At 38.0% G+C, this 23,834-nt stretch carries 24 protein-coding genes; 8 read left to right on the top strand and 16 right to left on the bottom strand.

Going from position 1 to position 23,834, the window contains the following annotated elements:
• Nucleotides 1-19: 19 nt before the first annotated feature.
• Together AC04Q1_RS06845 and AC04Q1_RS06840 are read right to left on the bottom strand one after the other, a co-directional pair.
• Nucleotides 20-622: an outer membrane beta-barrel protein gene (locus AC04Q1_RS06845; RefSeq protein WP_478363089.1), complete on the bottom strand. Its 603-nt coding sequence runs from the start codon at nucleotides 620-622 to the stop codon at nucleotides 20-22.
• Between the two features lie 319 nt (nucleotides 623-941).
• Nucleotides 942-1,499 (bottom strand): NADPH-dependent FMN reductase, encoded by a 558-nt coding sequence (locus AC04Q1_RS06840; protein WP_478363087.1) that lies wholly within the window; start codon nucleotides 1,497-1,499, stop codon nucleotides 942-944.
• A gap of 103 nt (nucleotides 1,500-1,602) precedes the next feature.
• On the opposite strand from AC04Q1_RS06840, the gene AC04Q1_RS06835 reads away from it, so the two are divergent.
• The gene (locus tag AC04Q1_RS06835; RefSeq protein ID WP_478363086.1) at nucleotides 1,603-2,805 is read left to right on the top strand and encodes an MFS transporter; all 1,203 of its coding nucleotides are present in this window, start codon (nucleotides 1,603-1,605) and stop codon (nucleotides 2,803-2,805) included.
• 52 nt (nucleotides 2,806-2,857) lie between these two features.
• On the opposite strand, the gene AC04Q1_RS06830 is transcribed toward AC04Q1_RS06835, so the two are convergent.
• The 8 genes from AC04Q1_RS06830 to pyrE all read right to left on the bottom strand — a co-directional run bounded on the left by AC04Q1_RS06830 (nucleotide 2,858) and on the right by pyrE (nucleotide 13,715).
• Entirely contained in the window at nucleotides 2,858-3,493 is a 636-nt protein-coding gene (locus tag AC04Q1_RS06830; RefSeq protein WP_478363084.1) for an outer membrane beta-barrel protein, read from the bottom strand.
• A gap of 154 nt (nucleotides 3,494-3,647) precedes the next feature.
• Nucleotides 3,648-4,106 carry a hypothetical protein gene (locus AC04Q1_RS06825; protein WP_478363082.1) on the bottom strand — a complete coding sequence of 153 codons (459 nt, stop codon included), beginning with the start codon at nucleotides 4,104-4,106 and terminating at the stop codon, nucleotides 3,648-3,650.
• Between the two features lie 35 nt (nucleotides 4,107-4,141).
• Nucleotides 4,142-4,810 (bottom strand): hypothetical protein, encoded by a 669-nt coding sequence (locus AC04Q1_RS06820; RefSeq protein ID WP_478363080.1) that lies wholly within the window; start codon nucleotides 4,808-4,810, stop codon nucleotides 4,142-4,144.
• Between the two features lie 147 nt (nucleotides 4,811-4,957).
• The gene (clpB, locus tag AC04Q1_RS06815) at nucleotides 4,958-7,558 is read right to left on the bottom strand and encodes an ATP-dependent chaperone ClpB (RefSeq protein ID WP_478363078.1); all 2,601 of its coding nucleotides are present in this window, start codon (nucleotides 7,556-7,558) and stop codon (nucleotides 4,958-4,960) included.
• Nucleotides 7,559-8,105: 547 nt separating this feature from the next.
• Nucleotides 8,106-9,812 carry an alpha-L-rhamnosidase-related protein gene (locus tag AC04Q1_RS06810; RefSeq protein ID WP_478363076.1) on the bottom strand — a complete coding sequence of 569 codons (1,707 nt, stop codon included), beginning with the start codon at nucleotides 9,810-9,812 and terminating at the stop codon, nucleotides 8,106-8,108.
• Nucleotide 9,813: 1 nt separating this feature from the next.
• Nucleotides 9,814-12,483, bottom strand: a complete 2,670-nt coding sequence (locus AC04Q1_RS06805; RefSeq protein ID WP_478363074.1) for an alpha-L-rhamnosidase — start codon at nucleotides 12,481-12,483, stop codon at nucleotides 9,814-9,816.
• A 140-nt stretch (nucleotides 12,484-12,623) separates the two neighbouring features.
• Nucleotides 12,624-13,022 (bottom strand): SRPBCC family protein, encoded by a 399-nt coding sequence (locus AC04Q1_RS06800; protein WP_138821944.1) that lies wholly within the window; start codon nucleotides 13,020-13,022, stop codon nucleotides 12,624-12,626.
• A gap of 33 nt (nucleotides 13,023-13,055) precedes the next feature.
• On the bottom strand, nucleotides 13,056-13,715 hold the full coding sequence (gene pyrE, locus AC04Q1_RS06795) for an orotate phosphoribosyltransferase (protein WP_478363071.1): 660 nt from the start codon (nucleotides 13,713-13,715) through the stop codon (nucleotides 13,056-13,058).
• A 359-nt stretch (nucleotides 13,716-14,074) separates the two neighbouring features.
• On the opposite strand from pyrE, the gene AC04Q1_RS06790 reads away from it, so the two are divergent.
• The 6 genes from AC04Q1_RS06790 (at nucleotide 14,075) to AC04Q1_RS06765 (ending at nucleotide 18,215) form a co-directional block, all read left to right on the top strand.
• Entirely contained in the window at nucleotides 14,075-14,887 is an 813-nt protein-coding gene (locus AC04Q1_RS06790; RefSeq protein WP_478363069.1) for a DUF6597 domain-containing transcriptional factor, read from the top strand.
• A gap of 86 nt (nucleotides 14,888-14,973) precedes the next feature.
• Nucleotides 14,974-15,744 (top strand): isocitrate lyase/PEP mutase family protein, encoded by a 771-nt coding sequence (locus AC04Q1_RS06785; RefSeq protein ID WP_478363068.1) that lies wholly within the window; start codon nucleotides 14,974-14,976, stop codon nucleotides 15,742-15,744.
• Between the two features lie 15 nt (nucleotides 15,745-15,759).
• Nucleotides 15,760-16,143 (top strand): YybH family protein, encoded by a 384-nt coding sequence (locus AC04Q1_RS06780; protein ID WP_478363066.1) that lies wholly within the window; start codon nucleotides 15,760-15,762, stop codon nucleotides 16,141-16,143.
• A gap of 291 nt (nucleotides 16,144-16,434) precedes the next feature.
• Entirely contained in the window at nucleotides 16,435-16,809 is a 375-nt protein-coding gene (locus AC04Q1_RS06775; protein WP_478363064.1) for a hypothetical protein, read from the top strand.
• 41 nt (nucleotides 16,810-16,850) lie between these two features.
• Entirely contained in the window at nucleotides 16,851-17,027 is a 177-nt protein-coding gene (locus AC04Q1_RS06770; RefSeq protein ID WP_478363062.1) for a hypothetical protein, read from the top strand.
• Nucleotides 17,028-17,171: 144 nt separating this feature from the next.
• Complete coding sequence (locus tag AC04Q1_RS06765) at nucleotides 17,172-18,215, top strand: NAD(P)-dependent alcohol dehydrogenase (RefSeq protein WP_478363061.1); 1,044 nt, start codon at nucleotides 17,172-17,174, stop codon at nucleotides 18,213-18,215.
• Between the two features lie 86 nt (nucleotides 18,216-18,301).
• On the opposite strand, the gene AC04Q1_RS06760 is transcribed toward AC04Q1_RS06765, so the two are convergent.
• Nucleotides 18,302-19,165 (bottom strand): hypothetical protein, encoded by an 864-nt coding sequence (locus AC04Q1_RS06760; RefSeq protein ID WP_478363059.1) that lies wholly within the window; start codon nucleotides 19,163-19,165, stop codon nucleotides 18,302-18,304.
• Nucleotides 19,166-19,821: 656 nt separating this feature from the next.
• Between AC04Q1_RS06760 and AC04Q1_RS06755 the strand changes: the two genes are divergently transcribed.
• Nucleotides 19,822-20,433 (top strand): NUDIX hydrolase, encoded by a 612-nt coding sequence (locus AC04Q1_RS06755; protein WP_478363057.1) that lies wholly within the window; start codon nucleotides 19,822-19,824, stop codon nucleotides 20,431-20,433.
• A gap of 99 nt (nucleotides 20,434-20,532) precedes the next feature.
• Here AC04Q1_RS06755 and AC04Q1_RS06750 read toward each other — a convergent pair whose 3' ends face one another.
• The 5 genes from AC04Q1_RS06750 to AC04Q1_RS06730 all read right to left on the bottom strand — a co-directional run bounded on the left by AC04Q1_RS06750 (nucleotide 20,533) and on the right by AC04Q1_RS06730 (nucleotide 23,741).
• Complete coding sequence (locus tag AC04Q1_RS06750; protein WP_478363055.1) at nucleotides 20,533-21,138, bottom strand: hypothetical protein; 606 nt, start codon at nucleotides 21,136-21,138, stop codon at nucleotides 20,533-20,535.
• Nucleotides 21,128-21,631, bottom strand: a complete 504-nt coding sequence (locus tag AC04Q1_RS06745) for an RNA polymerase sigma factor (protein ID WP_478363053.1) — start codon at nucleotides 21,629-21,631, stop codon at nucleotides 21,128-21,130. The genes AC04Q1_RS06750 and AC04Q1_RS06745 overlap by 11 nt, the downstream gene beginning before the upstream one ends.
• A gap of 191 nt (nucleotides 21,632-21,822) precedes the next feature.
• On the bottom strand, nucleotides 21,823-22,284 hold the full coding sequence (coaD, locus tag AC04Q1_RS06740) for a pantetheine-phosphate adenylyltransferase (protein WP_478363052.1): 462 nt from the start codon (nucleotides 22,282-22,284) through the stop codon (nucleotides 21,823-21,825).
• Between the two features lie 123 nt (nucleotides 22,285-22,407).
• Complete coding sequence (gene rsmD / locus AC04Q1_RS06735) at nucleotides 22,408-22,944, bottom strand: 16S rRNA (guanine(966)-N(2))-methyltransferase RsmD (RefSeq protein ID WP_478363050.1); 537 nt, start codon at nucleotides 22,942-22,944, stop codon at nucleotides 22,408-22,410.
• Nucleotides 22,935-23,741: a DUF3822 family protein gene (locus AC04Q1_RS06730; protein ID WP_478363048.1), complete on the bottom strand. Its 807-nt coding sequence runs from the start codon at nucleotides 23,739-23,741 to the stop codon at nucleotides 22,935-22,937. Before AC04Q1_RS06730 ends, rsmD begins: the two co-directional genes overlap by 10 nt.
• Nucleotides 23,742-23,834 lie beyond the last annotated feature (93 nt).

The raw sequence follows: 23,834 nt of genomic DNA, 5'->3' as shown, positions 1-23,834 counted from the left end.
TCCTTTTGGAAACGCTTAATTAAAAGTAGAACTGTACACCTAATCTTGGTGCAAAAGTATCAGCGTTTAAGCCAAAGCTGTTTGTTTTTAATTTGGCACCTGTTCCTTCAGCTTTGATGGTATAGTTTTCATAACTTAAACCTTTAACAGAAAGTTCGATACCGATTCTTTTAGTTGGGAAGAAAGCAAAACCTGGTGCTAATTCTACACCGATTTTAGTAGTTGTACCCAATTTAACTGAATTATCGCCGTTTGCATCGGTTGCTTTTAACTGACCAAAAGCCAATGGAACAGATAATTGTCCGAAGAATTTGAATTGATCAGATAAACCAACATAGTAACGACCGAATGGAGCAACTTTAAAGGCACCATCTTGCGTTTTCTCGCTAACTGTTTTATTGTATTCGTAACCAACACCGGTACCGATCGCAAAATTATTGCTGATAAAATAACCAACACTTGGCAATACGGTAAAGCTAAAATCGGCTTTTGGAGCGCCATCAACTTTTGTAGAGTTTACACCTACGTTACCGCCTAACATAAAATTTCCTTTTTCAGTTTGTGCGTGTGCACCATAAACTAAACCTGCTACTGCTACTAAAGATAATAATAGTTTTTTCATCTTTTTTATTATTTATTTGTTATTAAAATATAGTCAATTCTGTTATTTTAATGTCTGACTATATTCGCCTAAAAGTCAACACTTGTGCCAAAAAACTTGGCCTGCGTCATCAAAAAATCAGTTTTTGGTCAACTGCTTAATTGATAATCAGATATAAATTTAATGTTAAGTCAATATTATTTTCGTGTGACTAAAAGTTAATCGGTTGATTAACTTTTAAGGCATGACAGATTGACAATCTGACTTTTTTTGTATAAATGTCAGATTTTATTGTAGCAGAAATGGCAGGTTGGGAGGAAACCTTTATCGCGGGTTTTATTTAAACCTTACAGGCTGAAATTAAATTTTCGATTTTCTTTTTGATGATACTGATGGTTTTCTCATCGCTTAAGTTTCCTTCTGCATCAAACTTGTTTTGTGCCTGTGCAACCAAAACTTCTGGTTGTAAAACCGGGTTCATATTTAAAAAAGTAAAAACGGGCAGAAAGGCTGTTTGCATCCTAACCGTACCCCACATGCCCTGAGTTGCACCCATTACGGCAACGGGTTTATGCATCAATGGCGAATCCTTGCCACGGCTTGCCCAGTCGATGGCATTTTTCAATCCACCAGGGATAGAATAGTTATATTCGGGAGAGGCAATAATAAAAGCATCGGCAGCTGCAAGGGCATCTCTGAACTTCACCACACTTGCTGGTCTTTTTTCAGTTTCTGGTAGGTCGAGGTCTGCATTATAAACCGGGATCTCATCAAAAGCTACAATTTCGAATTCAATGCCTTCGGGTATTAAACTGCCCGCAACTTTAAGTAAAAGTGCATTATAGGAGCCTTTTCTAAGACTGCCACATAAACCCACAATTTTTCTATTCTTTTCCATAGCTATTAAACCGGAACTTTATAAAAATGTTTGGCTTTCGCAAGGACAACTCGTGTAGTTTAAAAATTTATAATCGCTATTTTTGACGGTACAAGATACCGTTATGACTGAGAATACATCTACAACATCAATTATTGAAAAAACCGTTTTTCCGATACTCTTTGCTTTAAGTTTTTCGCATCTGCTAAACGATACTATCCAATCGTTAATTCCGGCAATTTATCCCATCATTAAAACCAGTTACCATTTAAGCTTTTCGCAAATTGGTTTAATTACGCTTACCTTTCAATTGGCCGCATCCTTACTACAACCTTTTGTTGGGCTGTATACCGATAAAAAGCCCCAGCCATATTCGTTGGCTACAGGGATGGGCTTTACATTGATCGGTTTAGTTTCGCTTTCACAATCAACCCATTTTTATACCATATTAATTTCGGTGTGCTTCATCGGGATAGGTTCATCTATATTTCATCCAGAGGCATCCAGAATGGCACATGCCGCATCAGGCGGAAAGAGGGGACTGGCGCAGTCTGTTTTTCAGTTGGGCGGCAATGCCGGGAGTTCTTTAGGTCCTTTATTGGCCGCCTGGATCATTGTACCTTATGGCCAGTTTAGTGTAGTCTGGTTTTCGGTTATTGCACTTTTAGCCATCATCATCCTTACTTATGTAGGCAATTGGTATAAGGGGTTTATGCTTTCGAGAAGTAAAAAGATTAATATACAAACCGTTGTTAACCAATTTTCGAGAAGTAAAGTGATTTTCTCTGTATGTATCCTATTGTTGTTGATTTTCTCCAAATACTTTTACATGGCGAGTTTAACCAACTACTTCACTTTTTATCTGATCGATAAGTTCCATGTTTCTGTACAGACTTCGCAGATCTATCTGTTTGTATTTTTATTCTCAGTTGCTGCCGGAACCTTATTGGGTGGGCCAATTGGGGATAAAATAGGGAGGAAGTATGTGATATGGGCTTCGATATTGGGTACAGCACCATTTGCGCTGTTGTTGCCACATGCCAGCCTGTTTTGGGCAGGTGTACTGATCGTTCCCATCGGGATGATCTTGGCATCCGCATTTTCTGCAATTTTGGTTTATGCACAGGAACTGATCCCGGGAAAGGTAGGTTTGGTTGCAGGGTTATTTTTTGGTTTTGCCTTTGGCATGGGGGGCATTGGATCGGCGCTATTGGGAAAACTGGCTGATTCTACGAGTATTGAATATGTATTTAATGTATGCGCTTTTCTGCCTCTAATCGGATTGTTAACAGGTTTCTTGCCGAATATAGAAACAAAGAAAAAATAAAAAAGGCCCATCTCCGTAAAAGGAGATAGGCCAAAGTTTAATTTTTGAGAAGTTAAAATAGGATATAGATCTTAAAGCCGAGGTTGTTGATAAAACCCTGACTTGTTAAATTGAATGAAGTGTATTCATTTTTGGTAAAAAAGTTATTGGCGTTGACTTCATTTTGCTCTGTTTTGTTATAAACAATATCAGCTGATAATAAACTTGTTTCCAGGGCGAATCTTTTTGATATAAACCAGGTAATACCACCATAAGCGCCTAAAGCGTATTGGTTGGAAGTGAAGTCTGTTACCTGAGGATAACTACTGTCGTATAAACTGTTATTTTTAGCATAGGTGTAGCTTGCTTTTCCACCCGCATAGGCAAATAAGGTTTTTACAAGAGGAAAATAGTGTTGGTAACTTAGGTTCCCACCATAACTTTTTTGTTCTTGGTTATTGTTATTTCCAGAGGAATTTTTATTTATTCCATAGGTTAAATCTAAGCCAATCTTATCATTGTCTTTAAAGAAATAGCCATAACCAAGCGTAAAAGAATTATTTTTAGATTCGGTTTCGTAGTTGTTGCCACTGCTTTTAGATTTAGTAGAGTTAACACCAAAGCTTAAAGCGTTTGTTCCTTTTGTTTGCGCGAAGCCGCATAGGGAGATACCCACGGCCATAGCCGTAACTAATAATTGTTTTTTCATTTCATTTGTGTTTTTGTGTATCCAATTATAAATAAAAAAAATGAAACAAACTATATCTTTAGTTGTTTTATTTGTAAATATTTGAAAATCAGTGTGCAAAAAAAAAATCCAGCCTAAATGTTAGTCTGGATTTAACTGCTTGTAATCTTGTAAGTTATTGATGGTTAAGCCGTTCAATAAAGTAGTACATGTTTAATGCGTCTTCCGATTCGGGATCATTATTTTCATTACGGATTGATTTTACCTTACCTTCGCTTTGTTGGGAGCCAATGTTATTGTATTCAAATTTGATATTACCAATTGATTTAATTTTTCCATCTTCCGATTTAAAAACCGAATTGTAATATTCAATTTTAATCTCATTAATAGATTTGATTTTTCCATTCTCAGAAGGGAATACACTGCTATAATATTCCACTCTGGTATCACCAATGGTTTTTACCTTTCCGTTTTCTGATTTAAAAACAGAATTATAATATTCGATTTTAGTACCATCAATCGATTTGATTTTCCCATCCTCAGAAGGAAATACACTGCTGTAATATTCTATGTCTCCGCTAAGGCGTTGCGCATTTGCTTGATTGGCAAGGCTTAAAAAAAATAATAAGCTCACACATGTTAGACTTAAATTTTTTGTGAATATATTTTTCATTTTATTGAATGTTTAAAATGGTAGTTGAACGTAAATGTTGGCGTGAAATTCTGCAGGGCCAGTTTCAGGTTATTGGTTTTGTCGTAATTGTAGAGTGAACCTTCCGAATAATAATTTTGGTGAAAGAAGTTTACAATTGGGAACGAAAACTCAATGGCAGAATGGTCTGACACGAAGTAAGTAAAGCCAGGACTTAAGCTGGCTCCATATCCCTTTACTTTGGCATCGGTACGGATCAGGTAACCATCCTCATCAATACGGTTAAAAGTATTCAATTGGAGCAATACATTGGCCTGCATGAAAAACTTAAAACGCTCTTTAACATCAATATATTTACGTACGAAAGGAGAGATACCAATACTAAATTCCTTTACCCCTTGGCGGTCTTCGTACCTGCCCTCTTGTTCGTCCCATACAATATAATCTTCTCTTCTAAGTTTGGAGAGATTTAAAGGGATTTCTAAACCTATGGCAAAATTATTGGCCAAAAAGTAGCCGCCACGTGGTGTTAGGGTAAAAGTGTTAAGGCTTGGTGAAGAATTATTTTGTTTGGAAGTTCCAAAACTGGCACTCATGCCAGCAAAGCCCGAGCCTTTTTCAGTTTGGGCATAGCAGCGCCAACTGACGGCGCATAGCAGCGCCGTAATGATTAATCTAGGTTTCATTTTATTTGTGTTTTTGTGTGTAATCAATAATAATCATTATTGAAATAAAAAACAAGAAAATGAACTATCATGTTAGTTACCTAAATCGCTTAATTTTAAACAAAAAAATCCCACAGAAATTAATCCGTGGGATTTGATCGGCATATATTAACCAGCGTTTTGGTTCAGGAACACAAAATTATGGTCAAACATATCCAACTTAATTTTGCTGTCTTTATCTATCTTACCCGCCAATATCTCTTTCGACAACTCATTTAAGATTCTTTTCTGGATTACTCTTTTCAACGGTCTGGCACCAAACTGTGGATCGTAACCCAATTGTGCCAACCAATCTAAAGCTTCATCGCTGGCATCCATTTCTATACCCATTTCGGCCAATGTTTGCTGTACGTGTTTAAATTGTAAGCTTACAATATTTCTGATTTCGCTGCGGTTTAACGGGGTAAACATAATCAGCTCGTCAATTCTATTTAGGAACTCTGGACGAATGGTCTGTTTCAATACTTCGAACAGTTCGTTTTTGGTTTTGGCAATTACTTCATCGCGGTTTTCGTCGCTTAAATTTTTAAAATTATCCTGAATTAAATGCGCTCCAATGTTAGAAGTCATGATGATGATCGTGTTTTTGAAATTCACCGTTCTGCCTTTGTTATCAGTTAACCGGCCATCATCTAATACCTGCAACAGAATGTTAAATACATCAGGGTGTGCTTTTTCAATCTCATCTAGCAATACTACCGAATAAGGTTTCCGTCTAACGGCTTCAGTTAACTGACCACCTTCATCGTAACCCACATATCCCGGAGGCGCTCCAATCAGGCGGGAAACGGCATGACGTTCCTGATACTCACTCATATCAATACGCGTTAAGGCATTTTCATCGTTGAATAAAAATTCGGCCAATGCCTTCGCCAATTCCGTTTTACCTACACCGGTTGTGCCTAAAAAGATGAAAGAACCAATTGGCTTGCGTTTATCCTGTAAACCTGCACGGGAACGGCGTATGGCGTCGGAAATGGCTTCAATCGCCTCATCCTGACCAGCTACACGCTGGTGTAATTCTTCTTCCAAATGAAGTAGTTTTTCGCGCTCACTTGCAATGAGCTTTGTAACCGGAATACCCGTCCAACGGCCAACCACACCTGCAATATCATCTGCAGTTACTTCTTCTTTAAGCATGCGGCTATCGCTCTGCTGACTTTCTAAATCGGCTTTAAGCTTTTCAACTTTATCCTGAGCTTCCTTAATTTTTCCATAACGGATTTCGGCTACTTTACCATAATCTCCGGCACGTTCAGCTTGCTCAGCTTCTAATTTATAGTGTTCTATCTGTTCGAGTTGATTATTAACTGCATCTACCAAGTCTTTTTCACCTTGCCATTTGGCTTTCAATTGATCACGTTCAGCTGAAAGATTGGCGATATCTTCAGAAAGTTCTTTAACTTTTCTATCGTCTTTTTCACGTTTGATGGCTTCGCGCTCAATTTCTAAACGCATAATCTCACGGTCTAAGGCATCCACATTTTCTGGAACGCTATCCATTTCCATGCGCAATTTCGACGCAGCTTCATCCATTAAATCGATGGCTTTATCAGGTAAGAAACGATCGGCAATATACCGCTGGCTCATTTCTACAGCCGCAATAATGGCTTCATCTTTAATCCTTACCTTATGGTGTGTTTCGTACCGTTCTTTTAGTCCCCGGAGAATGGAAATGGCATCCTGGGTATCAGGTTCTTCTACCATTACCTTTTGGAAACGGCGCTCCAGCGCTTTATCTTTTTCTAAATATTTTTGATATTCATCTAAGGTTGTGGCACCGATAGCACGTAACTCTCCACGGGCAAGGGCAGGTTTTAAAATGTTTGCGGCATCCATTGCACCTTCACCACCGCCGGCACCAACTAGAGTGTGGATTTCATCGATAAACAGTACAATTTCGCCATCACTCTGTGTAACCTCTTTAACTACGGCTTTTAAGCGTTCTTCGAACTCGCCTTTATATTTCGCACCAGCAATAAGCGAACCCATATCTAATGAGTAAACCACTTTGCTTTTTAAATTTTCGGGTACATCGCCTTTAATGATCCTAAAGGCAATTCCCTCTGCAATGGCAGTTTTACCCACACCTGGTTCACCGATTAAAATAGGGTTATTCTTGGTTCTACGCGATAAAATCTGAATTACACGGCGGATTTCTTCGTCGCGGCCAATTACCGGATCTAATTTTCCGCTTTCCGCATATTCGTTTAAATTCCTGGCATATTTGCTTAAAGCCTGATAAGTAGCCTCGGCATTCTGATCGGTTACGCGGTTATCGCCACGCAATTCTACAATGGCTTTTTTAAGGTCTTTTTCGTTAACACCCTGCTCTTTTAATAATTTCGAAGTATTATCGTTTACAGCGAGGATGCCCAACAATAAATGTTCTACCGATACAAATTCATCTTTAAATTCTTTTAAAAATGTTTGCGCTTTCTGTAAAACGCTATTGGCATTTGATGACAGATAGACATTGCTTCCGCTCACTTTCGGAAACCTGGCAATCTCTGCATCTAAGTTTTGATTCAATGAATTTAGGTTAACATTTAATTTCTTTAAAACATAAGAAACTACGTTTTCATCAACAGTAAGCAAACCTTTTAGCAGGTGTGCCGTTTCAATAGCCTGTTGCTGATTGCCCTGGGCTATTTCAGAAGCCTGTTGAACTGCTTCCTGGGCTTTTATGGTAAAATTGTTGAAGTTCATATTCCCTTTTAAGTCAAAACAAATGCCATATTAATTTTGATTTTTAAATCGGAAATTTTGTCGGTAAGTTTTTATTTTTAATGACTAAATTGCTGATAATTAGTAATTTATGCTGAAAATTTGTCTGAATACACAATTGGCTAGCACCTACAGCGCACAAATATCGGAAGGATGGGGATTTACAAATAGGTAACCCTTCTGATGTAGCGGAATGGTTTTGTTTTTTGTCGACTAGCCACTCTGTGCCTATCCCTCTATAAAAATGTAAAATGCATCTTTTTACCCCGTTAGGGGCTACCCTTTAATCATCAACTAGGTCAGTAAATAAATATTTTTCGTTATGCCCGATTTTGTTGGCGCGTAGGATGGATAGGTATTCTTCTTTAAAATTTCTTTTTCGATGATGTTCTTTCTGATTTAGAACGTATTTAACCACTGCATCAATCTGTGAGTGACTATTCCTAAAAGCGCCATAGCCTTCCTGCCATTTAAATTGGTGTTTGCCATTGGAGTAATTTGATCAATTTTAATTTATCAAATTACAAAATTATTTAGTTAATACCTTCACACCCTTTGGAGCCTTAATCTCTGTTTTAACTTTCCCGTTTACCAACGTATGTTTAACAGTCAAAATACCATAAGGTGTAGGGAAAGTACCTTCTGCAAAAGTTAAATCGCCAAGGTTGGGTTTGATACGGATCACTTTACATCCCGGATCTACTACCGAGATACCCAGAATATGTTCGGTTAACCAGGGCGTAGGTCCGGAGGCCCAGCCATGGCACAGGCTATGGCGGAAACCAATGTAACAATATGCACCATAAGCACCATGGATATCAATTTTACCTTCAGGGACAAGTTCATCAATCCTTCCCGCATTTTTGATCCAGTCCATATTAAAGTCTTCCCAAAAGGTGGTTGCACCCAGATTTAACATGGCACCCCAGTATTCGCGGATGATGTTCAAAGCACCCTGATAGTCTTTTGCATTCGCTTTGGCCTGTAACATATAGTAACCAAAAAAGGTAGAGAAATTTTTCGTGCCACCATCGGATAGAATCATATTTGCGCGTTGTGCATCCATTAAGTTGGATAGGGAAAGCAACGCGGCCGCTTGTTTAGAACCGTTGGTTTCCGGTATATGTTTTTTAAGGCGTTCTACAGCGAGACTGCATTGGTTGGCGGTTTCTTTGTCATTGAGCTTTAGCATTAAATCTGCACCCGCATTTAATGCTAAAATCATCATCGATTGCAGGCCTGCGTGGATGGCTTTCGGATCTTCACTCGATGGCCAGTCTAAAAACCTTTGCCCATCTAAATTTTCCTGATTATCTGATCCGATTTTTTGCACCAACAGCTTTAGCAGTTTGGCCAAATAATCTTTTTGTGCCGCTAAATATTTCAGGTCGCCATTGTGATAGTACCAGTCTCTTTGGTTAATAATCCACCACATGGAATAGGCGCTGATACCATTCATCCATTCAGGCAAAGGAGTGGTTCCTTTGGCAAAATCAAGCGATTTAGGCACTACCTCGTTATAACCAAAAACAGCATTAATCGTCGCGATTTCAGGATTTAAATCGCCCACCCATACCAGCCGGTCGCGTTTAATGCCGTCCCAAAGGTAATCCTGCATATTGAGCTGAACGGTATATGCACCTGTTTTCCAGATTTTATTAAGTAAAGTATCGCTGCAATTAAAAGAACCTTTGTATTCAAGATTCCGGTATTTAGAAATCGCCCGTGTTTCTTTTAAAATGAGTTTAACATTGTTATCCAGGAGATCAATCCTTGCAAACCGATAACCCGTATTGCCAATTTCTGCGATACCCAGCCATGGTAGGAGTGTTTCCTGATCTCTAATGGCATGATCATTTGTTGCACCGCCTTTGCCACCTACATCAGACATGGCTTCACTTGCAGATTCTCCAAACCGGATCTTCACTTTAATGGGTTTGTTTCCCCCCCAGATACCCGTTACAATCTGGATACCACCTTGAAGTTCCTTGCCGAAATCCAAAAGAATACTGGCCTTTATACCCTGTTTATTTTCAAGGATGCACATGTTTTGGTTGCGTACATCTGCCTGACCAACGCCTTCCTGCAAAAGTCGGCCTTCATTTTTAACATCACCAGCTTTCCACAAAATTCTTTTAGGACTGATATATTCAGTAATTTTTTGATTGTTGCTTTGTGCCAGCGATCTTCCAATGCTAAATGCAGCAATAAGCATTACGATTTTGGTAAATTTCATACTAATTCGTTTCAATAATGTGTGTGCCTGAAGATAGGTTGACTTGTCCACCAGCAATTGTTTTCCCGTTTAAACGAATAGTCTGATCCCTAAGCATTTCTAAATTTAGGGTAGCGGTAGAATTTGCAGGGATGGTGATATCGTACCTAAGTCCGTTGTTTATTCTTTTCCACGCACAAATTATTTTGCCATAAGGACCGATATGGCTAGCCTCGAATGAATTTAACCCTTCCATAACATGCGGGTTTAATATCACATGTTTAAAACCAGGTTGCATTTCGTCCGGTTTAATGCCACCTGGCGATTTATATAACCAGGCACCAATCTCCCCAAACATAATGTGGTTCATCGAGATATCCGATTTTGCATCGATAGGCCAGTTTTCGTATAAGGTAGTGGCTCCATTTTCCATCCACCAGCCCCAGCTGGGATAGGTTTTTTGTGCGGCAACTTTGTAGGCAATATTACTATAACCATTTTCGCTTAAAGCATTTAAAATGGCTTTTGTACCCAATAGGCCTACATCTAAATGGAATCCATCAGCTTCCACGCGTTTCGCTAAATTTTTGGCAACTAAAGCAATTGATTCTTCCGGAACGATTTTCCAATAAAGCGGAACACTCATCTCGGTCTGTACACCAGAAGCATAAATTCCTTTTTCCTTATTTAAATATTTGGCATTAAAAGCATCTTTGATTTTTTTAGCCAAAGCTATATATTTTTCATAGTCATCATTTTTACCTAAAATTTTGGCTGCTTTGGCTAAGATCATTACATCAGCGTAGTAATAGCAGGTAGAAGTAAGCTCAACGGGTGATTTTGATTTTACCGGAATCCAGTCGCCGAGACCCCACGTGGTTAAGCCTGCTGGATAAGTTTCGTCGATGTGGTTGACGTATTTTCTGATGTTTTCATAACAATCGGATAACAATTTTTTGTCGCCGTAAAACAGATAAATATTCCATGGGATAATGGCAATCGTACTGGTCCAGTCTGGTCCATTTCCCCATTCGTAACCCCAGCCATCGGTAGGAATGATGGAAGGTAAAACGCCATTAGGCTGTTGCTCATCGCGATGATCGGCTAGCCATTTTTCGTAAATGGTAATGCCATCAAAACCATAAAGGCCTGTTTCTATGGCAATCTGTGCATCTCCCGTCCATCCATTTTTTTCTCTTTGCGGACAATCTGTTGGGTAGCCAAAAAGATTCGACAGGTAAGAATTGTTGGTGGCGTAATAGATTTTGTTGATAATTGGTTCCGACGATTTAACATCACCAACAACCGGCACATCACTGTGCATAAAATAGCCAACCAGATCCTCTTTTTTTAATTGAATGGGAGCAGAGCTGCTTACCTCAACATATTGGAAACCTTTATAATTAAAGTGTGGCATAAAACTTTGTGGGCCTTTTCCGCTTAGGATCAGGATATCCGTTTGAAAAGGATCTGTTTGATCAGTTGGACGGTAGTGGGCATCGATATTGGAAATATCCACATGGCCGTTGCTATATAAGCGTTCTCCATGTTTCAGTCTTATCGTAGTTCCGGCAGGACCATTTATGGTGATTTTGCTTACACCCGAAATATTTCTGCCCAAATCGAACAGATAAGTGGTATCGTTAAATTTTCTTAAACCTTTGCTTGCTATTTCTTCTACATTACGGATGGGATGCAAAGCCTGCGCAACAATATTTTTCGAAGGCGCCGTGCGGTATATCACCTCCTTCCAATCATTATCGTCGAAATTTGGCATGTTCCAGCCTGCTTTTTCCAATCGTGCATCATAATGTTCGGCAGTATAAATGCTATTAAAAACGATTGGACTCAAAGCTGTTTTCCAGTTTTTGCCCGATTTAATGGTTTCGGTAGTTCCATCCTCGTAAGTGATACGTAAATCGAGGCAAAATGTAGGCCTGTTGCGCCAGGGTGCACGGTCGAAATCCCAAACCGCGGTAGATTGATGGTTGTACCATCCATTTCCCAGTAATACGCCAATGGCATTTTTACCCTGGCTGATGGCTTCAGTTACGTCATATGTAACATATAGTGTTCTCCTATCATACCGGGTATACATCGGGTCCATTCGATGGTTACCGATTTTTTTTCCGTTGATAGATAACTCATAGAGCCCTCCCGCTGCAATATAAGCCCGTGCTGATTTGATTTTTTTATTCGTGTTAAAGGTATTGCGGAAATAAGGGGCAGGTTTTAGTTTTGTATTTTCGCTATCCGAAATCCATGCACCTTCCCAGTTTTCCATTTTCATCATCCCGGTTTCAAAACTGGCAATAAAGATTTTGTCGGATTTCTTTTTATTTCCATCGGCAATGTCAATCCTCCAGAAATACTTGGTAAAAGGTTTTAGTAACTGACCCGAATAAATAACGAGATGATCATCTGACTTCATCCAGCCTGTATTCCAAAGTTTTGCATCGCCTTTTAAGAGCGAAGTAGAATCGGTATCGACTAAAACACGATAAGCGGTTTGTTTTGCCCCTTGACTGGCATCATCCATTTGCCAGGTAAAACGTGGATTGGGATTATCCAAGCCAATTGGATTGACCAGGTATTCGGTTTTTAGGGCTGTAAGGGATGATTGGGCAAGCGTTTTGGTAATGGGGGTAAGGGTAAATAGTAAGGTAGTTACCTGTAGCAATCTGAGGTTCATAGTTTAAAGGTTATTCAAAAACTAAGGTATTAAAATAATAGGCTGATAAAGAACAGCAATGGAATTTTACACACAAAAAAAGCGAAGCATTGGCTTCGCTTTTTTATCTGTGAAATCGTTATGATCTGTGAAATCTAAATTTACCCTAAGATCTCTTTTAGTTTTTCCGTTTGGTGATCGGCCAGCTTTTGCAAGGGACCAGATGCCAACATTTTCATCATCATGTTCAGATCTGCAGAAATAATATGTTTAGCAGTGGTGGTTCCGTTTCCGTTATCGGCTACTGTCCACTTTAACTCTACATCAAAAGGTGCTTTTTCGCTTGGAATTGCTGTTATTTCTTCATTCTCTACCCTGTTCGAAATTTTAATGGCCAGTTTTGCCATATTCTGGATGGTGAACCGTGCATCATCTTCAGTTGATTCCCAGTTGTAAATGTTTTCCGGCATCAATTGCTGATGGTTGTTCATATTGGATAGAAAAGTATAAACCTCTGCAACTGGTTTATTAACTTCTACTGTACTTTCAATAACAGTCATTATATATATAAATTTTTAGTTTTGATTCAAAACTTAAGACTCCGAACTTAAAACTTGTCCCCATTCTGAAGGATTTAAACGCCATTTACCCAATAATTCCATATCGCTTTTAGCGATAATACTGTGTTCAGCAGCATAATCGATCAGCGCACCATAGTTAGATAAAGTGATGTAACGGCATTTTGAAGCTGCGAAATTTTCATCTGCTTTTTCAAAACCGTAAGTAAAAATTGCGGCTAAACCAGCTACCGATAAGCCAGCTGCTCTTAATGCATCAACGGCTTGTAAGCTACTTTTTCCGGTAGAGATTAAATCTTCGATCACCACTACACGTTGTCCTTCTACTACTTCACCTTCTATTAAACTTCCTGTGCCATGTTCTTTGGCTTTTGCTCTTACATAGATAAAAGGTAAACCCAATTCTTGAGCTACTAAAACACCTTGAGGAATTCCAGCGGTTGCAACACCTGCAATAACGTCTACAGAACCAAATTCTTCCTGGATGGCCTGCGCGAGTTTCTGACGGATGTACGTTCTAACCTGTGGATGGGAAAGGGTAATTCTGTTGTCGCAATAAATTGGCGATTTCCAACCAGAAGCCCAGGTAAAGGGATTGCTTGGTTGTAATTTGATTGCTTTTATCTGTAATAAAAATTCCGCTACCTTTAATTCAATATCACTTTTATTATACATGGCTCAAAATTACAGATTTATTTGTGTTTGTCATAACGTTTATTAAGCCCTACTTGTTTTGCAGGGATAGAAAAATGTAGAAAAATAATTCGATTTCGACATTCAAATGCTCCGAATATCGGAAATTTCGATGGATGGTAAAAGCTATTTCTTGCCACTGCTTGTAAATCAGCACGATAAAGAATAGCCAGGCTTAAAATTGCATGCTGATTATTTTATATTGAACAAAAAATAATTTCGTGGTCGGGAGGTTAACTTATATGAGTGCTTTACCTGATTAAGACTTGGTTTGTTCCGATTTTTACAATTTCAAGGGTAATAATTGTCCTAAATTTACGATCTTGTAAAGCAATTAGCGTATGGAATTTAAACAATTTTTACCTTCGGATACCTTAAAACCTTATATCAGGCACTACTATATTTTCAAATCGGACGCGGATACGACTTTTGAAGATGTAGTATTTCCAAGTGGGGATATGGAGCTGATATTTAATCTGGGCAATGGAAGCTGGGAATCTCTTGTAAACGATGGCTTTAAGAAAACGCCAAAGATTGAACTTTGGGGTCAGATTACAAAGCCGCTTGCAATCCGATCGGCAGGTAAACATTCGATGCTCGGTATTAAATTTTACACCCATTCGGCATCTTACTTTTTTAATGATCAGATGGGCGTTTTTAACGATTCGATTACCGATCTTAGGGAGGTAATTGGAGCAGGTGCAGATGCAATCCATCAAAAATTATTGGAAACAGAAGGTGACCAGAAAAGGATCTGCCTTTTAGAAACGTTTCTGTTGAAAAGACTGATCAGTCACGAAAAAAAGTCGTTTCATATCAACAAGGTAGCCGATATTTTAAATAGTATCCTAAAAGATGCTTCAGGAAGCAATATTACCTATATCGCATCGAGGCACAATATTACTACACGTTATTTGCAGCGGTTATTGCATCAGCATACCGGGCTTTCGCCAAAATTTTATGATAAAATTAACCGTTTTCAGCAAAGTTTAAAAATGATCTCAAAAAACGAAGAGCCATTTACCAATATTGCTTATGCCTGCGGATATTTTGATCAATCGCATTTTATAAGGGATTTTAAATCCTTTACCGGACTTACCCCTTCGAGTTACCTGGATAACCTTACTCCGGTAAACCAGCTCCTCTTTCCATAAATTTTATTTTGTTCGGATTTGTACAATCCCTGGGTTTTTAAGGGCTATATCTTTGATGTATAATCAATTAAAACAAGATATAGCATATGAATTCTTTTGAAACATTTAAACATCTGCACAAGAATACCACCCCACTTTTGATCGGTAATGTATGGGATGTAAAAAGCGCAGAAATCTTTCAATCCAATGGCTTTAGGGCCATCGGTATTTCCAGTCAGGCCATTTCAAATGCCCTGGGTTATGCAGATGGGGAAAACCTACCTTTTGAAGAACTGCTACGGGTAACCAGGCGCATTACCGAAGTAGTAAACATCCCGCTTACTGTTGATATGGAGGCTGGCTATAGCCGTAATCTTCAGGGTATTTTAGAAAATATAGAACAATTGCATGATAGTGGTGCAGTTGGGATCAACCTCGAAGATACTTTACCGGGAGAAAACAGAACATTGGTGGCGGTTACCTCATTTGCTGAAACAATTGCTGCTGTTGCAGAACATATCAAAAAAAAGAAACTGAACATCTTTCTGAATATCAGAACAGATGCATTTCTTTTGGGACTGCCAAATGCCCTGGAAGAAACCCAAAACCGAATTAAATTTTATCAGGAGGCTGGGGCGGATGGGATTTTTGTGCCTTGCATCACCTATAGAGCTGATATTGAGGCCGTAGTTCAATCTACATCACTTCCCGTTAACGTAATGTGCATGTCCGATCTTCCTGGATTTAAAGTGTTGGAATCGATTGGTGTTAAACGCATTAGCATGGGTGGTTTCTTTTTCAATAAAATATATGATCAGGCAGGCATACTTGCACGCAGAATATGGAAAGAGCAAGGATTTTCAAGCATTTTTTCTTAAACAATAACAAAAATTATGATGAATTTACCAAGGAGGGCAGAAGACGCCCATGCAGCATTAGCTGCCGCATTTAATACTGGCGACGTCGCCACTGTATTGAACATGTACGATACATCCGGCATTATTGTTCCCGAACCTGGGAAACCTGTAACAGGCAAAGCACAATTTGAAGAAGCCGTTAAAGCCATTTTATCCATTAAAGGGAAGATGGAAATAAAAACAGTTTACTGTATGCAAACCGGAAATCTTGCAATTGGAAGATCGGAATGGAACATTACAGATGGAAATGAAGTGAAGATAAGGGCAAAAGGCATTGAACTGATGAGGCAGAACGAAGATGGTACATGGAAAATTTTGATCGACCATGCTTTTGGGGCGGAGGTAGACTTGACTTCTTAAATAAAAAGGAGGGCATTAAAATGAATGACCGGTCTTTTAATTTTAATATTTCCTATTAAACGCTGCAGGAGCAAATCTTACCGGTTTGCCCTGTGGCTTTTTTATTTAAAAGGTCTGAGGATTTGCAGCACCTTATTCCTTACGGTTCGTCATCCTCAACTTGTTTCAGATCTTTTCACTTAAGCCATTTCTGACAATTTTATACCTCAAATCATATTAAATTCCGTTCCGATTCATCCTATTATACTGGCTTTGACCATGCTAATTTGGTTGATAATAAAAAGATATTTTATGAAAACGACAAAAATTTTATTGGCCATTTTACTTGTGATCACAGCATGCCGCACAAAAGAAATTTTCGATAAGGAGATCAATGGAATCATCACAGGCAAACAAAAATTATCAGAAACTGTACAAGGAATTGATCATGCTTTCGAAGCATTTGAGAAGGAAGCGCCATCAGATTTAGTTACACGTTTTATAAATGATCAGCTGACTGACGGATACTTAAAATATTTTTCAGATCCTAATTCTAATGAGGCTATTAAAAAAATCTTTTATGTATTATTAGATAAGATAATGCGGGAAAATGAAGCAATGTTTAACAGTAAAAATAAGACCATAATTGAAATGTGGAGATTAACTTTTAAGCGATATATGCTGTAACAATTCTTAAAATTAACTATCATAATTAATATCCCTAATTTATGATTATTTTAAAATCAGATTATTTTAGTTCGCACGAACGTCTTACCCGTTTTATTAACGAGAACCGTATTAAACGCGAAGATATCTTAGTAATCACTCAGGACCAGGGGATGTTTTCCATCTTTTTTTACGCTGATGATGCTATAAAAGAAATTACACACGGCATGTTCTCCTAGTACAGATTAATCGGTCTGTTGCCACATAAAATTTACAGTGCAACTTGCTATTGTTTGAATTTTGCAATGAATTATTTGATTTGTGTAATCGTTACTAACAAAGGGCTGTTTACATTTGTTATGGTAAAATAAATATAAATTTTTATGACAGCAACAAAAGGATATGCGGCACAAAATGCCGAAACAGATCTTGCCCCCTGGAATTTTGAGCGCCGGGAAGTAGGACCTCATGATGTTCAATTCGAAATACTTTTCTGTGGAGTTTGCCACTCCGATCTGCACCAGATTAAAAATGATTGGTTTCCTGGGATATTCCCAATGGTTCCAGGGCACGAAATTGTGGGCAGGGTAACAAAAGTAGGAGATCATGTTAAGAAATTTAAAGTAGGCGATCTTGCTGGTACAGGCTGTATGGTGGATTCTTGTCAGGTTTGCGAAAACTGCAAGCAAGATCTGGAACAATACTGTTTAGAAGGCAATACGCAGACTTATAATGGTTTAGAAAGAGATGGGAAAACACCTACTTATGGTGGATATTCGGATTCTATCGTAGTGCGTGAAGAGTTTGTCCTGCATGTATCGGATAAATTAAACCTTGCAGCCGTAGCACCGCTTTTATGTGCCGGTATTACAACTTACTCTCCGTTAAGACATTGGAAAGTAGGAAAAGGACATAAACTTGCTGTATTGGGTTTAGGCGGTTTAGGACACATGGCGGTGAAGTTCGGTGTAGCTTTCGGTGCTGAGGTAACCGTATTGAGTACTTCACCAAAAAAAGAAGAAGATGCCAAAAAACTCGGTGCGCATCATTTTGTGGTGACTACCGACCCTGAACAGGTTAAAGCAGCCAGAGGTACCTTCGATTTTATATTGGATACTGTTTCTGCAGAACACGATTTTAACATGTATCTTTCATTGCTGAGAACAAACGGTACGCATATTTGTGTAGGTGTTCCGCCTAAACCAGCAGAAATTGCAGCTTTTAGTTTATTGGGTGGCAGAAAAAGCCTTGCTGGATCGGGTATTGGAGGAATTGCCGAAACTCAGGAAATGTTGGATTTCTGTGCTGAAAACAATATTGTATCGGATATCGAAATGATAGATATGAAAGATATCCACAAAGCTTACGAGCGGATGGAAAAAGGCGATGTTCGTTACCGTTTCGTGATTGATATGGCAACGTTATAAGCTTAAAATCAACTGGAAAAATCTATAATTGGGGTTTAGGGGCAATATATTAAAGCTTCTAAACCCTTTTTTGTTTAAAGAAAGAATTAACTTTCAATATTCCTCATAAAGTCGGCTAAGCGAATCTTATGATTGGTTTCTACTTTGAAGATTTGTTTTTTATTTTCAGCGAGCAGATTGCTAAGGACGCTGAGCGAATCTTTAAGATAGGAGATAGACAGCATACGCGAAATCGTGCTTCTTATTTTATCGGCCATAAATAATTCGACCAGGATTAGGCAGATCAGAAACATATAATGCGTGAGGATCAGGTTATTACTGTTCTTTCCTAGTGCTGGCATGCCTAAAGACACGAAAATTATATCTATTATCAAAGGAATTCCAATAATTGCTACCAGCGAAAAAGCACTAACCTTTAAGGTGATCCTTTTTTCTGCCAGCTTCATCTGTTCGTTAAATGCCGAAAACTTACTTTGAAAAGGGATACTTCTGTTATTTTGTTGTTGTTCCAGCTTCTGTAGATCTTTACCGTGTTCAATATCAATTTTTCTGACCTGCTCTACAATATAGGTTTCAGCATTGTTCAGCTTTTCCTGATCTTCTACAATAGATTCCTGCTCGGCAATAATCTTGTCCATTACCATCAAATCTTCGGGGATACCATGACGTAATTTTTGTTCTGCAGCTACAATGCGGTTATCCAGTTGTTTAAACTGCCGTTTAAGTTCACTAATTTCTTTGGTATAATGCTCTTTTTTAGAAGCATAATTGTTTTCCAGACTGTTAAGTTCCGAAACATATTCAAAATCTGCCAGGAGCTGTTCATTATTAGCAAAGCGCTGATAAAGTTCATTTAATGTGATAAAAAGTGCTCCAGTTGATTTTTCTGGATTAGAAAGATCATTCTGATAAGCTTCCAGGTCTGTTTCTGATAATGGAGGTATTGGCATGGTAGATTAAAACGTTAAAATTATAAAAAATATTTACCGTTAAGTGAATTATTCGCTATAGTTTTCCTTGAAGAGATTACAATATCCAATCAGTAAATCGTTTTTTACAATCTGGTGTATCTCAATGCTGAAAAGAATAGGTTGATTTTTCGTTATCCATATTAGATGATCATAATTGCTTGTGCTTAAAATACAATAAATAATCCCGTATATTATTTCTAATCTGCTACAGAATTCAATTCCATTACCGTTTTTTTTTTTATATTAAGTGCTTCAATACCAGTAAAATGTGAACGCTTATTTGATTAAAAATGATTGGGAAAGATAACAGATGCAATTTTAAAGAAGATAAATATGTTATTAATACGATACTTAAGTATTTATACGGAATTAAAAATTGAATTTTTTCGCATTTTTAATAAAAAGTTATATATTTGTAGCAAGCAAGGGGTGAGAGCCTTGCATCAATCTTTGATTGAGAGCGTTAATTTAGATAAGGTTACAACATTTAATTGTTGTAACCTTTTTTTATACCCTATAATAACTCAACATTTTTTCTACTTTAGGGAAAGCAAACACTCACATTTAATATTACAATAATACAAGGGAATTAATAGGCGGTAGCTTTAGCGCCATTTTAATGTGTTTTTAAATATATGCCAAGAAATTATAGAATTTATATCAACGACAATACTTTGTTTATCTCAGATTTTCTGCCGGAGCAAAAGGAGAAAATTCAACAGCTTGAATTTCAGGATTTTGATTTGCAGACATTCTACAAAAAACTAAAAAATGGATCTAAAAAGAGCTATATTTTTTTGACAAAGAATCCCCAGGAAACCTTTAAAAAGTTAAAGAAAGATTGCACCATCATTAAGGCTGCGGGTGGGTTAGTGGAGAGTGCAAATGGCAATTACCTGTTTATTTTTAGAAATAAAAAATGGGATTTACCCAAAGGAAAACTCGAAGAAGGTGAAAAAATGAAAGAAACCGCCGTTCGCGAAGTGGAAGAAGAATGTGGGATCAGGGTTTTTAAACGCGAAGAAAAGCTTTGTAAAACCTATCATGTTTATCCGATTGGTTCTAAAATGGTGATCAAAAAAACAAATTGGTACAAAATGAAGGTTAAAGGCGAGCCGAAATTGGTTCCCCAAAAAGAAGAGGGAATTGATGAAGCCGTATGGCTTGATAAAAACCACCTCTCGCCGGTGGTTAAAAACACTTTTCCATCCATTATGGATGTGTTAAGGGCAGGTGGTATACTATAATGTATCCATGTTGTCAGATGTTACCATCAGATATCGATCAGATTCTAGATTTAGATTGTAATCTAGTTTAACAGTCAGATGGTGACATCTGACTGCACATCACTCATAATCCAACTCATCCACAACGGCCTTAATCTGTCTGATATGCTTTCCATAATAATACCAGGCCCATAATTCGGTAATTGCACCAATAATGAGGATGGAAATGAAGCAGTTCAATAGAATATACACAGATGATAGTTTGCTTAAAATCCTGGCGAAAATAGATGCCTTTTCTACAAAGAGGTAAACCGCCAGAAATGCGGCCCCGATAAAGGCAACAATGTAGGTTAAGGCTTTATAGAGTTCGATATTCAGTTTCATTTCGTAATAAAACCAGAGGATATTTTTGCGTGTATCCAAACTCATGTCGTAAGAGTTTTTATAGAATAGATAAAACTTGAAAAAGTAATACGCTGTAAAACCGCAGGTGATGGCGTAAAACATCAGAAATACCTGATTCATTGCCGATGAAAAGTTAAAAAAATATGGGATGAAGGCCATGATGGCCAAAAAGAACAGCTGGTAAAAAAACTCATGTTTCATTTTTCCCCTGATCCTGTCAATTGGGGTATGTGCTTGCTTTATTTTAAGCATATCGGTAGAAATGCTGTCGCCCTCAGGTTGCTCAGCGCTCCATTCATTTTTGATGTCGTCAAAATTCATAACCGTTTTTCTTTATAATGAATTGTAATTTTTCTTTTGTTCTGTTGAGCTTAACCCTTGCATTCACCTCACTGATGCCCAGGTTTTCGGCGATTTCACGATGGGATTGATTTTCGAGATATAGAAATATCAATGCTTTTTCGATCACATTTAACTCTTTTACGGCAGTATATAAATAGGCCAGTTTTTCTTCTTTTCCCTCGCTCTCATTTATATCTATTACATCAATATTTTCGTCTAAAGGTATTTTATCAACTTTTCTATTATCCTTCTTGAAATAAATCAATGCCGTATTTAAGCATACCCGGTACATCCAGGTGGTAAATTTAGCATCGCCTTTAAAAGTTGGGTAAGCCTTCCACAACTGTAATACGATTTCCTGAAACAGATCACGCTGTTCTTCAACACCGTTCATATACATTTTCGAAATTTTATGTATAATCGCTTTGTGCTGATTGATGAGGGTGAGAAATATGTTTTCTGTTTCTTTCATTGCATATTATAACCCATTGGTAACAGATTTATTAAAACGTTACATTTTAAATTTAAATAATATTTAACTGCGGAAAGGAAGATGAACAGAGATAGGGTAAAAGTGTTCGAAAACACCCTGTCCTTCCGAAACCCCTCTGAAAGAGGGAAATAATGTAAATACCGGTCAGGTGGTAACACCTGGCAGCACAATTATAAAAAACTAAGCGCCTCTTTGGGTACAAACGGACTTACATCGCCGTGGTTTCTTAAAATATCGCGGACGATGGTAGAACTGATGGCCGAATATTCGGGCTTGCTTAAGAGCAGGATCGTTTCTACCTCGGGCATCATGGTTTGATTGATCTGCGCAATCGCTCTTTCATATTCAAAATCTGCTGCCGAACGGATACCCCGAACCATGTATCTGGCATCAATTTTTCTGCAAAAATCGACCGTTAGGCCCTCATAGGTCTGGATTTCAATATTTTGATAACCTTTAAAAACCGTCTGTAAAATCTGAAGACGTTGCTCAGCACTTAAGAAATTCTGCTTGGAACTGTTTAATCCAATGCCGACTACAATTTTATCGAAAAGTGGGGTGGCACGTTGTAAAATGTTTACGTGAGCAATGGTGATCGGATCAAATGAGCCTGGAAATAGCGCTATCTTCATGATTCAAATATAGATTTTTATGCTGAAAGGAGAAAGAGCTTAGCGCTAAGTGCTGGCGTTTGGAGCAGAACAAAAAAAGCTTGCAGTTAACAATCTGCAGTTCGCAATGAGCGAATGACCAATTTAACTAAATTCAAAAAAGCTGAATGATGAATTGCCATATTTTCGGGTTTCGGTGTACCCAGGCTGACTATTCAGTTTCATATTGCTTTGGTGTTCTACAATTAATAAACCATCAGGTTTTAGCAACTGTTGTTCTTTCACCATCACCGGAATCTGTGGGATATTGGGCATGTTATAAGGCGGATCGGCAAAAATCAGATCGTAGGCGCCTGTCATTTGTTTTAATAGCTTAAAAACGTCGCCTTTACGCACATCCACCTGGTCAAACTGATGCTGTTTTGCGGTATTTTTTACCCAGTTTACGCAGCCATAATCCATGTCGACTGCTAAGATGCTTTCTGCACCGCGGGAGGCAAACTCGAAAGTTAAATTCCCTGTTCCACAGAATAAATCGAGTACGGTACAGGTTTCAAAATCATATTTGTTGTTGAGGATGTTGAAAAGGGCTTCTTTGGCCATATCCGTTGTTGGGCGTACCGGTAAATTTGCAGGGGGCTGCAAACGAATGCCTTTTAATTTGCCACCAATTATTCGCATAAATCTAAAGCAAGCAGGCCGCTGAAATAGTGTTTAGGCATATCGTCTAATAATTCGCTATGCTGTTTTTCGGCAGGGAGGAAGAAATAAAGTTGATTAAAATATTTTAATAAGCAGTTATAATGCTCATCATCTTCGTTTATGATGCCTTGTATATAAACCGGAACAGCTTCATTTAAACCCAGTTGCTCGATCATCAACAGTAAGAAATAATTAAATTCTTCGGCGTTTTCTGATTCGTAGTGGTTCTGAAAAACAACTTTTTTATCTTTAGTATACAGTACATTGAAAGATACTGCTGTAAAATCGATCAGTAGTGATTCATCAGCCAAATGGCTGAATAAAACCATTAAGGGTTCTGATTGTGGGAACACATTGGTTTTTTCGGGCAAATGGGCTTTCACATTTTCATCTAAACAGAAAACAGTATTAAAACCCAGCTTAGTGTTATGTTTAGTATAAACCTTGCTGTCAGAGCCTAAATATTTGGAATAAACGGATAAATTCTCATCATCAAACCACTCGTCAGGAATAAAAATGAAGTTTGAGGTATGAATGGCTGCCTTTACAGCAGCATAATTTAAAGATAGGTAACTACCGGCTTCGAAAGCAGATTTTAGTTCTTTCTGTACATCTTCGCAACCCTGTTTATCAAAAATGACATGGATCTCTTCAGCATCCTTACTTACCACTGCATAAGAAAAGCTGTCATTTGTTATTTTTAATAATAAATGGCAGTTTGCAGATGCATCAGCTTTAAAACTCGGGTCGACTAATAAGAGACTGTTGTTACTCATTGAAACAAAAATAGAGTTTTTTAAGGATTAACGGTAAGAAGCGCTTATTTTTTTGGTTTTAACACAGATGTACCTGAAATTTTGCCACGAAGG

Source organism: Pedobacter humicola (assembly GCF_056490705.1).
This window is presented reverse-complemented; position numbering and strand designations above follow the sequence as displayed.

Excerpts from the sequence above, each read along its gene's own strand:
- AC04Q1_RS06845 (WP_478363089.1), bottom strand. The coding sequence starts at position 622 with ATGAAAAAACTATTATTATCTTTAGTAGCAGTAGCAGGTTTAGTTTAT.
- AC04Q1_RS06840 (WP_478363087.1), bottom strand. The coding sequence starts at position 1,499 with ATGGAAAAGAATAGAAAAATTGTGGGTTTATGTGGCAGTCTTAGAAAA.
- AC04Q1_RS06835 (WP_478363086.1), top strand. The coding sequence starts at position 1,603 with ATGACTGAGAATACATCTACAACATCAATTATTGAAAAAACCGTTTTT.
- AC04Q1_RS06830 (WP_478363084.1), bottom strand. The coding sequence starts at position 3,493 with ATGAAAAAACAATTATTAGTTACGGCTATGGCCGTGGGTATCTCCCTA.
- AC04Q1_RS06820 (WP_478363080.1), bottom strand. The coding sequence starts at position 4,810 with ATGAAACCTAGATTAATCATTACGGCGCTGCTATGCGCCGTCAGTTGG.
- clpB (WP_478363078.1), bottom strand. The coding sequence starts at position 7,558 with ATGAACTTCAACAATTTTACCATAAAAGCCCAGGAAGCAGTTCAACAG.
- AC04Q1_RS06810 (WP_478363076.1), bottom strand. The coding sequence starts at position 9,812 with ATGAAATTTACCAAAATCGTAATGCTTATTGCTGCATTTAGCATTGGA.
- AC04Q1_RS06805 (WP_478363074.1), bottom strand. The coding sequence starts at position 12,483 with ATGAACCTCAGATTGCTACAGGTAACTACCTTACTATTTACCCTTACC.
- AC04Q1_RS06800 (WP_138821944.1), bottom strand. The coding sequence starts at position 13,022 with ATGACTGTTATTGAAAGTACAGTAGAAGTTAATAAACCAGTTGCAGAG.
- pyrE (WP_478363071.1), bottom strand. The coding sequence starts at position 13,715 with ATGTATAATAAAAGTGATATTGAATTAAAGGTAGCGGAATTTTTATTA.
- AC04Q1_RS06790 (WP_478363069.1), top strand. The coding sequence starts at position 14,075 with ATGGAATTTAAACAATTTTTACCTTCGGATACCTTAAAACCTTATATC.
- AC04Q1_RS06785 (WP_478363068.1), top strand. The coding sequence starts at position 14,974 with ATGAATTCTTTTGAAACATTTAAACATCTGCACAAGAATACCACCCCA.
- AC04Q1_RS06780 (WP_478363066.1), top strand. The coding sequence starts at position 15,760 with ATGATGAATTTACCAAGGAGGGCAGAAGACGCCCATGCAGCATTAGCT.
- AC04Q1_RS06775 (WP_478363064.1), top strand. The coding sequence starts at position 16,435 with ATGAAAACGACAAAAATTTTATTGGCCATTTTACTTGTGATCACAGCA.
- AC04Q1_RS06770 (WP_478363062.1), top strand. The coding sequence starts at position 16,851 with ATGATTATTTTAAAATCAGATTATTTTAGTTCGCACGAACGTCTTACC.
- AC04Q1_RS06765 (WP_478363061.1), top strand. The coding sequence starts at position 17,172 with ATGACAGCAACAAAAGGATATGCGGCACAAAATGCCGAAACAGATCTT.
- AC04Q1_RS06760 (WP_478363059.1), bottom strand. The coding sequence starts at position 19,165 with ATGCCAATACCTCCATTATCAGAAACAGACCTGGAAGCTTATCAGAAT.
- AC04Q1_RS06755 (WP_478363057.1), top strand. The coding sequence starts at position 19,822 with ATGCCAAGAAATTATAGAATTTATATCAACGACAATACTTTGTTTATC.
- AC04Q1_RS06750 (WP_478363055.1), bottom strand. The coding sequence starts at position 21,138 with ATGAATTTTGACGACATCAAAAATGAATGGAGCGCTGAGCAACCTGAG.
- AC04Q1_RS06745 (WP_478363053.1), bottom strand. The coding sequence starts at position 21,631 with ATGAAAGAAACAGAAAACATATTTCTCACCCTCATCAATCAGCACAAA.
- coaD (WP_478363052.1), bottom strand. The coding sequence starts at position 22,284 with ATGAAGATAGCGCTATTTCCAGGCTCATTTGATCCGATCACCATTGCT.
- rsmD (WP_478363050.1), bottom strand. The coding sequence starts at position 22,944 with ATGCGAATAATTGGTGGCAAATTAAAAGGCATTCGTTTGCAGCCCCCT.
- AC04Q1_RS06730 (WP_478363048.1), bottom strand. The coding sequence starts at position 23,741 with ATGAGTAACAACAGTCTCTTATTAGTCGACCCGAGTTTTAAAGCTGAT.